The following is a 12,697-nucleotide window of genomic DNA, read 5'->3' on the forward strand; positions in this document are numbered from 1 at the left end:
CGGCAAACGAGTGAATTCCGATGAGCTGACTGAAGTCAGTGATTCGGATTCGCGAGAGCAGCCAACGCACCTGCGGCTTGAAGGGTGAAGGGTATGTACCCTACAAATATTGCAGTTGGAGATTATAATGGCCGGGTCGAACAGAAATACGATAGGTAAATTTGGCTTATTATCCATGACATTTGCGGCTGTCTTCAGCTTCAATAATGTCATTAATAATAATATACAGTTAGGCATCGCCTCGGCTCCGGTTTTCCTGGTGGCGACGGTGCTCTATTTCATCCCTTTTTGCCTGATCATCGCCGAATTTGTCTCGTTCAATAAAAACTCCGAAGCGGGGGTTTACGCCTGGGTAAAAAGCGCGCTGGGCGGGCGCTGGGCCTTTATGACAGCCTACACCTATTGGTTTGTGAACCTGTTCTTCTTTACCGCACTGCTGCCCAGGGTTATTGCCTATGCCTCGTATGCGTTCTTAGGCCATGACTATATTTTCACGCCGATCACCACCGCGATCATCAGTATTTGTCTGTTTGCTTTCTCCACAATGATTTCCAACAGTGGCGCGAAATTATTAGGGCCGATGACCTCCGTCACCTCCACATTAATGTTATTGCTGACCTTCTCTTATATTATTCTGGCCGGTGCAGCACTGATTGGCGGCGTTGAGCCCGCTAACCCGATTAATGTCGAAGCCATGACACCGCACTTTAACTGGGCATTTTTAGGTATTATTGCCTGGATATTCCAGGCCGCTGGCGGTGCTGAATCAGTCGCAGTGTATGTTAATGACGTCAAAGGCGGCAGCCGCTCGTTTGTAAAAGTGATTATTATTTCCGGGCTGGTGATAGGCGTGCTCTACTCCATTGCATCCTTGCTGATTAACGTGTTCGTGGCGCAATCGGCGCTGCATTTCACTGGCGGCACCGTACAAGTCTTTGAAGGGTTATCCGCGCACTTCGGTTTACCGGCGGTATTGATGAACCGCTTTGTCGGTATTGTCTCTTTCACCGCCATGTTTGGCTCATTACTGATGTGGACCGCCGCGCCGGTTAAAATCTTCTTTACTGAAATTCCTAAGGGGATTTTCGGCGAGAAAACTATCCGCCTGAATAAACACGGCGTGCCAACCAGGGCGGCATGGTTCCAGTTTCTGATTGTGATCCCGCTGATGCTCATCCCAACCTTAGGTTCGGACAGCGTGCAGGATTTGATGAATACGCTGATCAACATGACCGCCGCAGCCTCCATGTTGCCACCGCTGTTCATTATGCTGGCGTACCTGAATTTGCGTCTGAAGTATGACGAGGTCGAACGGGATTTCCGCATGGGCTCGAGAATGCAGGGCATTGCCATTGTCAGCACACTGATTGTTATTTTCACCGTCGGGTTTATTGCTTCCACCTTCCCGACCGGCGCCAGTATCATGACCATTGTTTTCTATAATGTCGGCGGCCTGGTGATCTTCCTCGGCTATGCGTGGTGGAAATACAATAAATACTCGAAGAGTCTGGATGAAAAAACGCGTTATCACGAAGATACGCCGCTGGCGAAAATAACGCTGGAAACTCAGCGAGCCAGGAATAATGGAGAAACGGACGTTGCCAGCTCGCTCTCGCGTATATAATTGAGCATCAGGCAAAATCAGGGCATAAAAAAACCGCCGGTATGGCGGTTTTTGCTTTTAGTTCGCAAAATCAGAACAGCAATTACAGCGCGATATCGGCCGGGTGTTTCGGCTCTTTCTGCTCTTTCTTCTCAGCGTCAGCCTGCGGTTGTGCCACAGTTTCCGGCGATTGCGCCTGCTGAACCTGTTTCACCTGCGGGTTATCGAGTTGCAGAACGCGGCTGGTGTCGCTCAGCTCTTTCTCGGTCGCTTCCACGTTACCGTTCAGTTGGGTGCCGTAAGAAGGGATGATCTCCTTCAGCTTGGCTTGCCATGCCGGTGTGGCGACTTTATCTTTGAAGACGCTCTCCATCAGGTGCAGCATGATCGGCGCGGCAGTTGAAGCCCCCGGAGAAGCCCCTAACAGTGCCGCAATGCTGCCATCTTTCGAGCTGACCACTTCGGTGCCCAGACGCAACACGCCCCCCTCTTTCTCATCTTTCTTGATGATCTGCACGCGCTGACCGGCAACCCACAGTCTCCAGTCCTCTTTTTTGGCGTCCGGGAAGTACTCTTTCAGCGCTTCATAACGGTCGTTGTCGCTCAGCATCACCTGACTGATCAGGTATTTCACCAGAGCAAAGTTGTCGATACCGACGTGCGTCATCGGGCCAATGTTGGAGAAGTTCAGCGTACCGAACAGATCCCACAGCGAACCGTTTTTCAGGAATTTGCTGGAGAAGGTGGCGAACGGACCGAACAGCAGAACCTGTTTGCCATCGAGAATACGGGTATCTAGATGCGGAACCGACATCGGTGGCGCACCAACGGAAGCTTTACCATACACTTTGGCCAGATGACGTTTCACCACGTCCGGGTTCTCGGTCACGAGGAATTCGCCGCCGACCGGGAAACCGCCATAGTTGTCCGCTTCCGGAATACCGGATTTTTGCAGCAACGTCAGGGACGCACCGCCCGCACCAATAAACACAAATTTCGACTTGATGACGCGCTCTTTGCCGTCGTTTTTCAGGTCAGCCACGGTCACGTTCCAGGTATTATCCGGGTTACGCTTGATATCGCGGACTTCGTGGCCGAGGCTCAGGGAGAAGTTCGGCTGTTTCTGCAACGATGCCACCAGCTGACGCGTGATTTCGCCGAAGTTTACGTCCGTACCGATAGGAATGCGCGTTGCCGCCACTTTCTGGTCCGGGTCACGACCTTCCATCACCAGCGGGATCCACTGCCTGATTTGCGTCGGGTCGTTTGAGTATTCCATGCCTCGGAACAGCGTGCTTTTTTGCAGCGCAAGGTAGCGTTTATGCAGGAAATTAATGTTGTCATCGCCCCACACAAAACTCATGTGCGGCACGCTGTTAATGAACGAGCGCGGGTCGTGCAGGACGTTATTTTGTACCTGATAAGACCAGAACTGACGGGAAATCTGGAAGGCTTCGTTGATTTCCACCGCTTTGGAGATATCGATCGAACCGTCGGCTTTTTCCGGCGTATAGTTCATTTCTGCCAGCGCAGAGTGGCCAGTACCGGCGTTGTTCCAGCCGTTCGAGCTCTCTTGTGCGACGCCGTCCAGGCGCTCAACCATATCAATGGACCAGTCTGGCTCCAGTTCCTGAAGGTAAGTACCCAACGTGGCACTCATGATCCCTCCGCCAATCAGAACAACATCAACGGATTTCTCTTCTTCTGCCATCGCACGCGGGCTAAGCGCAAATGCGGTCAGGCAGAAGATCATGACGAGGTGCTTTCTCATGATTCTCTGTATCTCTATAAGTTTAATTTTGTGGCTTGCAGGTGAAAACGTGACCAGATTCCCTGGGAAAAAGCGAAATCAGCAACCTGATGAGTGCAGGAACAAGCGATTATTCCCGACAAACTGAAAGGATTTTTATACCGCGCGGCGTATTCGCTGGCGCATTAACAAAAGAAACACACATATTGTTGCTGGATATTCCAAATATCAACCTTTCGTAACCAATATAACATTAATGCCACGTTGGTTAAAAATAAATTTAAACTTTAAAATTATTCAGCAAGATAGTTTCTGTGTGTAATTATATTTATCTTAACTCAGCGTCTGCAGCAATGTATGACCATGCGCGGCCATCTGCTCTGCCGGATTATGGCCGATTAACATGAAGTTATACCCATTACTGCGCCAGTACACCACGTTCATGCCGCGGCGGACCTCACTTTCCTGCGCCGTTTTCCCCGGCTGTGAAGTTCGGGTGATGCACAGCGCCAGCGAGCCATATTTGGGATCGAGGTAGGAGATTTGTGCGATGCGGTAATCGTCATAACTGAGGATGCGGGCATTCTTCAGTTCAGCGCCCGGTAAAGCCAGCTGGGCAGGCGTCAGCACGATGCCTAAAATATTTTTAACCCGCTGCAATTCGGCCTGTTGGCGGGCGGGCGAATCATGAATATCCGCCAGCGTTTCAGCGGAATAGAGCGACATATATTGCGCCACCAGATTGCGCCAATTGTTATCTTTTTCGCTTGTGGCAGGCGGCAGCGCGTATCGCCCGACCAGCACGCCGACCGCCAGAAAACTGACCGCCGCCGCCAGCAGTTGTCTGCGGTTTACCCCGACAGGTTGTGCCGCATCGGGAATGGCATCAAGCCGCGCCTGTAAATCGGTCAGCGGAGCTTCAGCCAGCATCGGTTCAAAGGCGTCGTGGAAAGGCAAACTGCTGTGCGACAACAGCATCAGACGTTCACTGAGGATCTCATCATGCTGAAGATGTTCGGCAAACTGCTCGCGCTCAGTGAGGCTGAGCTGGTTATCCAGATAAGCCACCAGCACCTCATCAGAGAAAGGCGTGTGAAGCTGCGTCATTTTCTCTCTCCCTGCAGCGCATGACGTGAGGAAACCGCTGCTTTCGCCAGCGTCTGGCGCGCCGTAGACAGGCGGCTCATGATAGTCCCCACGGGGACCGCCAGCGTATTCGCGGCTTCCTGATAGGTAAAACCTTCGACGTAAACCAGAAAAACCGCATTACGCTGCGCTTCCGGCAGGCCGCCGACCTGCTGCATAACCTGCCGCTGCCAGCGGTTGTCTTCAAAATCACTGGCCTCACTGGCCGGCTCCACGTCATCAATATCGACAAATCCCTGCCCCTGTCTGACCTGCTGCGCCCTGAGTTCGTTGACCCAAATAGAATGCAGAATCGAAAACAGCCAGCGGTCGATGCGGGTTCCTTCCTCAAACTGCGGGCTGCGTTCCAGCGCCCGCACGCAGGTGGATTGAACCAGATCATCAGCCACGTCGCGCTTACGCGACAACACCATGCCATAGCGCCAGAGACGCGCGAGGCAAAGGCTCAGTTCGTGCCGGATTTCAGTGGACGTGATTTTTCACTACCTCGTCATCAGTCAGAAAATATCAAGATTCCGGATGCCCTCCGATGGCGGCGTTCAGGTCGCGATACTCTTCGCAGCCGGTACCGCAAATTTCTTTGATGGTCGCCAGCTGGGCTTTCGCTAAATCAGGGCGTCCTTTGATCATATAGGCTTCGCCAAGGTATTCGCGCACTTTGGCGTAATGGCCGTCGAGAGCGATGGAACGTTGATAATAGCCGATCCCTTCATCGGTGCGACCCAGTTTACGCGTGGCATAGCCCCGGTAGTTCCAGGCTTCCCGCGTATTAGGCTGTTGCAGGGTATCGAGCAGCGTCAGGGCTTCCTGATAACGGCCCGATTTTGCCAGATGGTAGGCGTACTGGGTTTTATCCTGATCGGAAATCATGCTGCCTTTTTCAACCATACAGCTTTTGGTTTTACTGTCATAAACCTGGCCTTTCGGGCAGTCCGGCGTTTTCTGTGAGTCATCACCCATCGCACTGACAGAGAGCGAAAACAGCGACAGCCCGGCGACCAGACATAGCGCTGACAGGGCTTTAACGGAAGTCATCGTGTTCATGTTGGTGTCCTGATATTACTGCGTTGACGGATTATGAGCGGCCGTGGCTGCCCGGTAACATGCGGCGCAGAATGCCGTCGCGTAACACGTAATGGTGGAACAGCGCGGCCAGAGCATGAACACCCGCCACAATAATCAGCGCCCAGGCCACGTTGTTATGCAGCGAGCCGAAGGTACGGGTCATGACGCTGTCGAAATTAAAGACATCAGGGATGGGAAACAGGCCGAAGAAATAGAAAGGCTCCGCCTGCGACCAGCGGAACAGGAAGCCGAGCACAATCTGTGCCAGCAACAGCAAATAAAGCGCCAGATGCGTCAGGTGCGCCGCCGCTTTCATCAGCGTTGGCATGGCAACAGGCGCCTGTTTACTGCGCCCGGTGCTGACGGTGAATAACCGCCAGAGCAAACGCCCGATAATAATCACCGCCAGCAATATCCCCATCGAGATATGCACGGATTGCAGCCCTTTGCGCAGCGGCGTGCCCCGTTCCAGCACCTCCCAGATATGCGCGCTGGCAAACATAAAGATGACGATCGCCGCCGTCACCCAGTGCAGCGTAATGGTCAGGCCGTCATAGCGATGACGCAGCGGTGAAACGGAAGAAGCCGAGTATTTTTGCATAAAAGAAGCGTCCGTAAATGTTCTGTATAGGCAGTAAACACTTGAGGTCGGGGTTTTATTCGATTTTATTTATCAATACGGGGAAATAAATTTTCGTGGATCGACTGGCAACATTGGTCTTGCCCCTCTTTCCTGAGGTTTTTCCGAATTAACAAAAAAGCATCAAGCTTCGCGGCGGCCTGCCGATAACCGTTATGACCGCTTTTTTAAGTCAAATTGAGCACCGTATAACCAAAATAAAAATACTAATGGGGTATGGCAGGTGAACGAAGCATCGAAAGAGCAATTTGTCCGACGCAATAAGCTGGGGATCCTGGCCGTTCTGCGCGATCTGAAAAAAAACAACACGCTGGTGATGGTGAGCCACGGGCGCGGACAATTTATCAGTAAAATTCTCGACGTCCTGCCAGACACCAACCAGTTGCTGTTTGATTTGGGCAGCGGTGATTATGACAATCAGCTCGCCAAAGAGGCACAAACACTGAGCTTTGTCGCCGAGCCTGCCGGGGCGAAAGTGGAATTTATCTCCGGAAAAATCCATGAGATCACCTGGCAAAATCTGCCGACGTTTAGCTGCGAGATTCCACCGGAGCTCTATTTCATCCAGCGTCGTGAGTATTTCCGCGTCAATATCCCGCTACAGGCGGCTTACAATTGCAGCGGGGTATTTCCCGATGCCACCGGCTTTTCGTTCAAACTGAAAGATATTTCGCTCGGCGGTCTGGGGCTGCACGTCGAGAACGTGATTCCACTGAGCATTGAGTCAGGTGCGGTGATTAAAGATACGGTGGTGGAGCTGGCAGAGTTTGGCTCCTTCAGGCTGGATCTGGAATTTATCAGCGCGATGGACCGCAAAACGGTGAGTAATAAAGGCGAGACGGTGACCACGCAGAGACTGAGTTTCAAATTCCCTTGTTTGTCGCCCGCGCAGGAACGTGACCTGCAACGGGCGATTTTCGAACTGGAAAAGCAGCAGAATCAGAAAGCCCGACGTTTTCAGGATGACTGATGCTTAACATCAGATAAACATACCGCCTGACGCTTCTACGCGCTGGGCGTTCATCCAGCGCGCTTCATCACTGAGCATCAATGCGACCATATCACCGATATCATCCGGCAAACCGGCACGCCCCAGGGCGGTGTTATTGGAAACGATTTTGTTCACCTCAGGGTTATCGCGCACCATTCCGCCGCTGAAATCCGTTTCAATTGCACCAGGCGCCAGAACGTTGGCGGTAATACCGCGCGCGCCCAGCTCTTTAGCCTGATAGCGGGTCAGGACTTCAACCGCACCCTTCATGATGGCGTAAGCCGAAGAACCCGGCAGTGCAAAACGCGCCAGCCCGCTGGACACGTTCAGAATGCGGCCACCGTCTATCATCACCGGTAACAGTTTTTGCGTCAGGAAAAACGGCCCTTTCAGGTGGACGTTCATCATCAAATCAAACTGCGCTTCAGTGGTATCAGCAAAGGACTCATGTAAGCCCACGCCGGCATTGTTGACCAGAAAATCGAAGGTCTCACGCTGCCAGACGCGCTGCAACTGAGTTTTGACCTCGGCGACAAACGCCTCAAAGGTGCTGCTGTCGCCCGCATCGAGTTTAACCGCAACGGCTTTGCCACCCTGCGCTTCAACAGATTTCACCACGGCCTGCGCGGCATCGGCCTGACTGTGGTAAGTCAAAATCACATCAATACCGCGTGCAGCCAGCTTTTCCACCGCATTTTTGCCTAAACCACGGCTGCCGCCGGTCACTATTGCTATTTTATTGCTCATTTTCATACTCCGCAGTGAATGTTGTCGGTTGTCTCTGTATGAAATACAGACTATTAGACGACAGGGAAATGATAAAGAGTCAATAATGAGTTTCACTGTCTCAATTCAAACAACAATCGGGCGAAATGTGGATAAAATACAGTCAATGCAAGTCTTTGTGCGGGTGGCGGAACTGAGTAATTTTACCCGCGCCGCCGAAAGCCTCGGAATGCCGAAAGGCAGCGTGTCGCGGCTGGTTCAGCAGCTGGAGACGCGCATGGCGGCACGCCTGCTGCACCGTTCTACGCGGCGCGTGCAGTTGACGCAGGACGGTCAGGTGTTTTACGAGCGCTGCAAAGAGCTGCTGGCCAATATGGACGAACTGGAGTCAATGTTTCAGTCCAATCCGGCGACGGTCAGCGGTCGTTTGCGCGTCGATATGCCGGTCAGCATGGCGCGTGATCTGGTATTGCCGCGATTGTCGGAATTTCTGAATCGCTATCCGGCGATAGAGATTGAACTCAGCAGCACCGATCACCGGGTAGATGTGGTTCGTGAAGGTTTCGATTGTGTGGTGCGGGTGGGGTCGATGAAAGATTCCGGCCTGATCGCCCGCCCGCTGGCACAATTAAACATGGTCAACTGCGCCAGCCCCGCCTACTTACAGCGTTACGGCACGCCGGAACACCCGGACCAACTGATTCAGCACGCCATGGTGCACTACGAACAAACGCTGGGTAACCGCACTTCAGGCTTTGAATATCTGGAAGGGAAACAGCTCAAAACGGTAAAAACGGGCGGAGCATTAACCGTGAATAGTACCCAGACCTACACCGCTGCCTGCCTCGCCGGGTTAGGTATTATTCAGGTGCCGCTGACCGGCGTTCGCGCGGCGCTGGCAGCAGGCAATCTGGTGAGCATTCTGCCGCAGTTTTGCGCACCGCCTATGACGGTATCGCTGGTTTACCCTCACCGCCTTAACCTGTCACGACGCGCCAAAGTGTTCATGGACTGGATGACTGACATCGCCAGGCATTATGCTGCCTGACCGGCGATCCCCGGCGCGGCGCTGTACAGTGCGCGAGCAGTCAGCGCCGCTGTTGCCTGCGCGCTGCGTCTGGCGGGCTATACTGACAGCATGGAAATCTTTTAGATTAAGGACTGAGTGGATTAATGCCGACCACAATCGAAAAAAAACACCCTGAGCAGGAAGAGAATAAGCCGCTGATAAATATCAAAACGGGAAATACAACGGTAGATAAAAATATCACCCGTTTTTCCCGTCTGGTCGCTCGCGTTCAGGCATGGGGCTGGGTCGCCCACCTGATACGCACCACGGAGCGTTTTAATGACCGCCTCGGCAGCCAGTTCGGTGCGGCTATCACCTATTTCTCATTTCTGTCGCTGATCCCCATTTTGATGGTGTCGTTTGCTGCCGCCGGTTTTGTGCTGGCGTCCAATCCGGATCTGCTGGCCGAACTTATCGGCAAGATAGTCAGCAGCATCAGCGACCCGAACCTCGCGAATACGCTAAAAAGCACGGTAAACACCGCCATTCAGCAGCGTACTGCTGTGGGTTTGTCCGGCCTGCTGATTGCGCTCTATTCCGGCATCAGCTGGATGGGGAATTTACGCGAAGCCATCCGCGCACAGTCGCGTGATGTGTGGGAGCGTAATCCGCAGGATCAGGAGAAAATCTACAAACGGTATGTCCGCGATTTTATCTCGCTGACCGGTCTGGTACTGGCGCTGATCATTTCGCTGTCCCTGACGTCGATTGCCGGTTCCGCGCAGAAAAGCATTGTCGATGCGCTGGGGTTGGGCGGTATCGAGTGGTTACGACCGGTGCTGACCTCAGTGGCGCTGGTGATCTCCATCGCCGCCAACTACCTGTTATTTTTATGGATTTTCTGGATGCTGCCGCGCCACAAGCCGCGTAAAAAAGCGTTGCTGCGCGGTACGCTGCTGGCGGCCATTGGCTTTGAGGTGATCAAGTTTGTAATGACCATGACCCTGCCACGGCTGGCGAGTTCGCCATCGGGTGCGGCATTCGGTTCAGTCATCGGGCTGATGGCGTTCTTTTATTTCTTCGCCCGCCTGACGCTGTTTGTGGCGGCGTGGATAGCCACCGCGCAGTACAAGGACGATCCGCCCATGCCTGACCCTAAAACCAAAGCCGGACACCAGAAGAAAGCCGCAACGGGAAACGACAGTGAATTCACGCAGGACAATGCTATCGTGCCAGATGAAATTCATATTGCAGTCGTTAATGCTGATATAAGATCCAACAATCAGTGATAAACGCTAACCAACGACCGGCCATTCGTTGAAATCAGAATAACTGACTGAGGCCCGCACTTTTCTTTGGCGGTTTTCTAGTCAGTTACTCTGCCTTTAATCCATTCGCCAAACTTATGATTGGCGAAATCTCATCAACAGAAAACAATCCCCCGATTCCGCGCCAAATGCCCTCTTTCTGCTTTTCCGTCGCGTTGAAATGCCGTCGCGCTCTGCATAAGATGTTTTTACGCTATACATTTATTTACATTCGTTAGTTCCTTCCCACTCACTACAATAAGAAACACTTATGCAAGCCTCCATCACACCAGAATTAGAAGCTGACGCGAATTTAGTGAGTCAGAATTCACGCGGTAAAGTCATCGTAGCGTCGCTCATCGGCACGGCCATTGAATTCTTCGACTTTTACATTTACGCCACGGCGGCGGTGATTGTTTTCCCGCATATTTTCTTCCCGCAGGGCGACCCGACGGCAGCCACGCTGCAATCTCTGGCGACTTTCGCCATCGCCTTTATCGCCCGCCCGATTGGCTCGGCGCTGTTCGGTCACTTCGGTGACCGCGTCGGGCGCAAAGTCACGCTGGTCGCTTCGCTGCTCACAATGGGCATCTCCACCGTGGTGATTGGCTTCCTGCCGACCTACGCCGCCATCGGCGTGTTCGCGCCACTGCTGCTGGCGCTGGCGCGTTTTGGTCAGGGTCTGGGATTAGGTGGCGAATGGGGGGGCGCGGCGTTACTCGCAACCGAAAATGCGCCACCGAAAAAACGTGCGCTGTACGGTTCTTTCCCGCAGCTGGGCGCGCCGATAGGCTTCTTCTTTGCCAACGGCATGTTCCTGCTGCTGTCGTGGCTGCTGACCGACGAACAGTTCATCGCGTGGGGCTGGCGCGTGCCGTTTATTCTTTCGGCAGTGCTGGTTCTCGTCGGCCTGTATGTGCGCGTATCGCTGCATGAAACGCCGGTGTTCGCTAAAATAGCTAAAGCCGGGAAACAGGTGCGGGTACCGATTGGCACATTGTTCAGCAAACATCTGAAAGCCACCGTGCTCGGCACCTTTATTATGGTCGCCACTTACACGCTGTTTTACATCATGACCGTCTATTCGCTCGGTTATGGCACCACGCCAAAACCGCTGGGGCTGGGTATTACCCGTAACGATTTCCTGCTGATGCTGATGATTGGCGTGGTCGGATTTGGTGTGATGGTGCCGATTGCCGGTCAGCTTGCCGATGCGTTTGGCCGCCGTAAAACCATGATTTGCATTACGCTGCTGATGATCGTCTTTGCCCTGCTGTTCCCGACCCTGCTGGGTTCTGGCTCACAGGCGCTGGTGATGGTGTTCCTGCTGTGCGGTTTCCTGGTGATGGGGCTGACCTTTGGCCCGATGGGCGCGCTGCTGCCGGAGCTGTTCCCGACAGAAGTTCGCTACACCGGCGCTTCCTTCTCCTATAATGTGGCATCGATACTCGGTGCATCCGTTGCGCCCTATATCGCGACCTGGCTGGCCACACGCTATGGGTTGTTTTATGTGGGTATCTATCTGGCATCGATGGCTATGCTCACGCTGATCGCGCTGCTGTTGTCCAAAGAGACCCGCGACCAGTCACTCTAGCCGCCGTTACTTTATTCATTGTGCTGACGCAGCCGACGCGGTGTCAGTCTTTGCCAAGGACTCTTTATGCGTTTCTCACGCCGACTGCTTATACCACTGGTGTTGCTTCTGGTGGTGATCGCCGCCGCCCTGTGGTTTCTTCTGCCGCATAAATCTAATCCGAATGCGTTATGGAACATCATCAGCCAGAAGTGCGTGCCGAATCAGCGCGCCAGCGGGCAGCCCGCGCCTTGTGCGCAGGTAGATGAAAAGCAGGGATTTGTGGTTCTGAAAGACATGAACGGACCATTGCAATATCTGCTGATGCCCACGGCCAAAATCACCGGTATGGAAGGCCCGGCGCTGCTCGAAGAGAGTACGCCAAACTACTTTAGTCAGGCGTGGGATGCCCGCCACTACATGTCGGATAAATACGGCAAAGCCATCGACGACACTAATGTCTCACTGGCGATTAACTCACAATATGGCCGTTCACAGAATCAGCTGCATATTCATATCTCCTGCCTCTTACCGGCAGTAAAAAGCACGCTGGCAAAGGATGCCGGACAGGTCGGTTATCGCTGGAAGGAATTACCGGATCAGCTGGTGGGTCACACCTATCTGGCGCGTAAAGTGGATCCGGCAGAGTTAAATCAGAAAGGGGCTTTCCGTCTGCTGGCCGAAGGCATTCCGCAGGCGCAGGAGAAGATGGGCCATTTCGGCATGGCGATGGTCAGTCTGCCGGGCGGCCATTTCCTGCTGTTGGCCAGCGAACGTAATCTTCTGAAGCTGAACAACGCATCCACCGAAGAGATCCAGGACCACGACTGTGCGGTACTGGATCCGGTGCCAAAGTAACAGGCTCAATTTTCCTCCCCCGCGAAGGG

General features: G+C 53.4%; 12 protein-coding genes. 6 read left to right on the forward strand and 6 right to left on the reverse strand.

Annotated features, from left to right (window positions below):
- Window positions 1-127: 127 nt before the first annotated feature.
- Entirely contained in the window at window positions 128-1,624 is a 1,497-nt protein-coding gene (locus tag ACZRKO_RS18405) for an amino acid permease (protein ID WP_463738686.1), read from the forward strand.
- A gap of 82 nt (window positions 1,625-1,706) precedes the next feature.
- On the opposite strand, the gene ACZRKO_RS18410 is transcribed toward ACZRKO_RS18405, so the two are convergent.
- From ACZRKO_RS18410 to ACZRKO_RS18430, 5 genes are all read right to left on the reverse strand, one after another.
- Window positions 1,707-3,374 carry a malate:quinone oxidoreductase gene (locus tag ACZRKO_RS18410; RefSeq protein ID WP_463738687.1) on the reverse strand — a complete coding sequence of 556 codons (1,668 nt, stop codon included), beginning with the start codon at window positions 3,372-3,374 and terminating at the stop codon, window positions 1,707-1,709.
- 312 nt (window positions 3,375-3,686) lie between these two features.
- The gene (locus ACZRKO_RS18415) at window positions 3,687-4,460 is read right to left on the reverse strand and encodes an anti-sigma factor family protein (protein ID WP_463738688.1); all 774 of its coding nucleotides are present in this window, start codon (window positions 4,458-4,460) and stop codon (window positions 3,687-3,689) included.
- Window positions 4,457-4,960 (reverse strand): sigma-70 family RNA polymerase sigma factor, encoded by a 504-nt coding sequence (locus tag ACZRKO_RS18420; protein ID WP_463738850.1) that lies wholly within the window; start codon window positions 4,958-4,960, stop codon window positions 4,457-4,459. The genes ACZRKO_RS18415 and ACZRKO_RS18420 overlap by 4 nt, the downstream gene beginning before the upstream one ends.
- 46 nt (window positions 4,961-5,006) lie before the next feature.
- Window positions 5,007-5,543, reverse strand: coding sequence for a tetratricopeptide repeat protein (locus ACZRKO_RS18425; protein ID WP_463738689.1), 537 nt, complete (start codon window positions 5,541-5,543; stop codon window positions 5,007-5,009).
- A gap of 31 nt (window positions 5,544-5,574) precedes the next feature.
- The gene (locus ACZRKO_RS18430) at window positions 5,575-6,165 is read right to left on the reverse strand and encodes a cytochrome b (RefSeq protein ID WP_463738690.1); all 591 of its coding nucleotides are present in this window, start codon (window positions 6,163-6,165) and stop codon (window positions 5,575-5,577) included.
- Between the two features lie 262 nt (window positions 6,166-6,427).
- Between ACZRKO_RS18430 and ACZRKO_RS18435 the strand changes: the two genes are divergently transcribed.
- A complete protein-coding gene (locus tag ACZRKO_RS18435; protein WP_463738691.1) occupies window positions 6,428-7,174 on the forward strand; it encodes a flagellar brake protein in 747 nt (248 codons plus the stop codon).
- A 9-nt stretch (window positions 7,175-7,183) separates the two neighbouring features.
- Here ACZRKO_RS18435 and ACZRKO_RS18440 read toward each other — a convergent pair whose 3' ends face one another.
- Window positions 7,184-7,942 (reverse strand): SDR family NAD(P)-dependent oxidoreductase, encoded by a 759-nt coding sequence (locus tag ACZRKO_RS18440; protein WP_463738692.1) that lies wholly within the window; start codon window positions 7,940-7,942, stop codon window positions 7,184-7,186.
- A 127-nt stretch (window positions 7,943-8,069) separates the two neighbouring features.
- Between ACZRKO_RS18440 and ACZRKO_RS18445 the strand changes: the two genes are divergently transcribed.
- From ACZRKO_RS18445 to ACZRKO_RS18460, 4 genes are all read left to right on the forward strand, one after another.
- Window positions 8,070-8,969 carry a LysR family transcriptional regulator gene (locus tag ACZRKO_RS18445; RefSeq protein ID WP_463738693.1) on the forward strand — a complete coding sequence of 300 codons (900 nt, stop codon included), beginning with the start codon at window positions 8,070-8,072 and terminating at the stop codon, window positions 8,967-8,969.
- A 125-nt stretch (window positions 8,970-9,094) separates the two neighbouring features.
- The gene (gene yhjD, locus ACZRKO_RS18450; RefSeq protein ID WP_463738694.1) at window positions 9,095-10,219 is read left to right on the forward strand and encodes an inner membrane protein YhjD; all 1,125 of its coding nucleotides are present in this window, start codon (window positions 9,095-9,097) and stop codon (window positions 10,217-10,219) included.
- 289 nt (window positions 10,220-10,508) lie between these two features.
- Window positions 10,509-11,831: an MFS transporter gene (locus tag ACZRKO_RS18455; RefSeq protein ID WP_463738695.1), complete on the forward strand. Its 1,323-nt coding sequence runs from the start codon at window positions 10,509-10,511 to the stop codon at window positions 11,829-11,831.
- Window positions 11,832-11,897: 66 nt separating this feature from the next.
- Complete coding sequence (locus ACZRKO_RS18460; RefSeq protein ID WP_463738696.1) at window positions 11,898-12,668, forward strand: CDP-diacylglycerol diphosphatase; 771 nt, start codon at window positions 11,898-11,900, stop codon at window positions 12,666-12,668.
- Window positions 12,669-12,697: the final 29 nt, after the last annotated feature.

It is taken from the genome of Ewingella sp. C233 (assembly GCF_055407225.1).

Excerpts from the sequence above, each read along its gene's own strand:
- ACZRKO_RS18405 (WP_463738686.1), top strand. The coding sequence starts at position 128 with ATGGCCGGGTCGAACAGAAATACGATAGGTAAATTTGGCTTATTATCC.
- ACZRKO_RS18410 (WP_463738687.1), bottom strand. The coding sequence starts at position 3,374 with ATGAGAAAGCACCTCGTCATGATCTTCTGCCTGACCGCATTTGCGCTT.
- ACZRKO_RS18415 (WP_463738688.1), bottom strand. The coding sequence starts at position 4,460 with ATGACGCAGCTTCACACGCCTTTCTCTGATGAGGTGCTGGTGGCTTAT.
- ACZRKO_RS18425 (WP_463738689.1), bottom strand. The coding sequence starts at position 5,543 with ATGAACACGATGACTTCCGTTAAAGCCCTGTCAGCGCTATGTCTGGTC.
- ACZRKO_RS18430 (WP_463738690.1), bottom strand. The coding sequence starts at position 6,165 with ATGCAAAAATACTCGGCTTCTTCCGTTTCACCGCTGCGTCATCGCTAT.
- ACZRKO_RS18440 (WP_463738692.1), bottom strand. The coding sequence starts at position 7,942 with ATGAGCAATAAAATAGCAATAGTGACCGGCGGCAGCCGTGGTTTAGGC.
- yhjD (WP_463738694.1), top strand. The coding sequence starts at position 9,095 with ATGCCGACCACAATCGAAAAAAAACACCCTGAGCAGGAAGAGAATAAG.
- ACZRKO_RS18455 (WP_463738695.1), top strand. The coding sequence starts at position 10,509 with ATGCAAGCCTCCATCACACCAGAATTAGAAGCTGACGCGAATTTAGTG.
- ACZRKO_RS18460 (WP_463738696.1), top strand. The coding sequence starts at position 11,898 with ATGCGTTTCTCACGCCGACTGCTTATACCACTGGTGTTGCTTCTGGTG.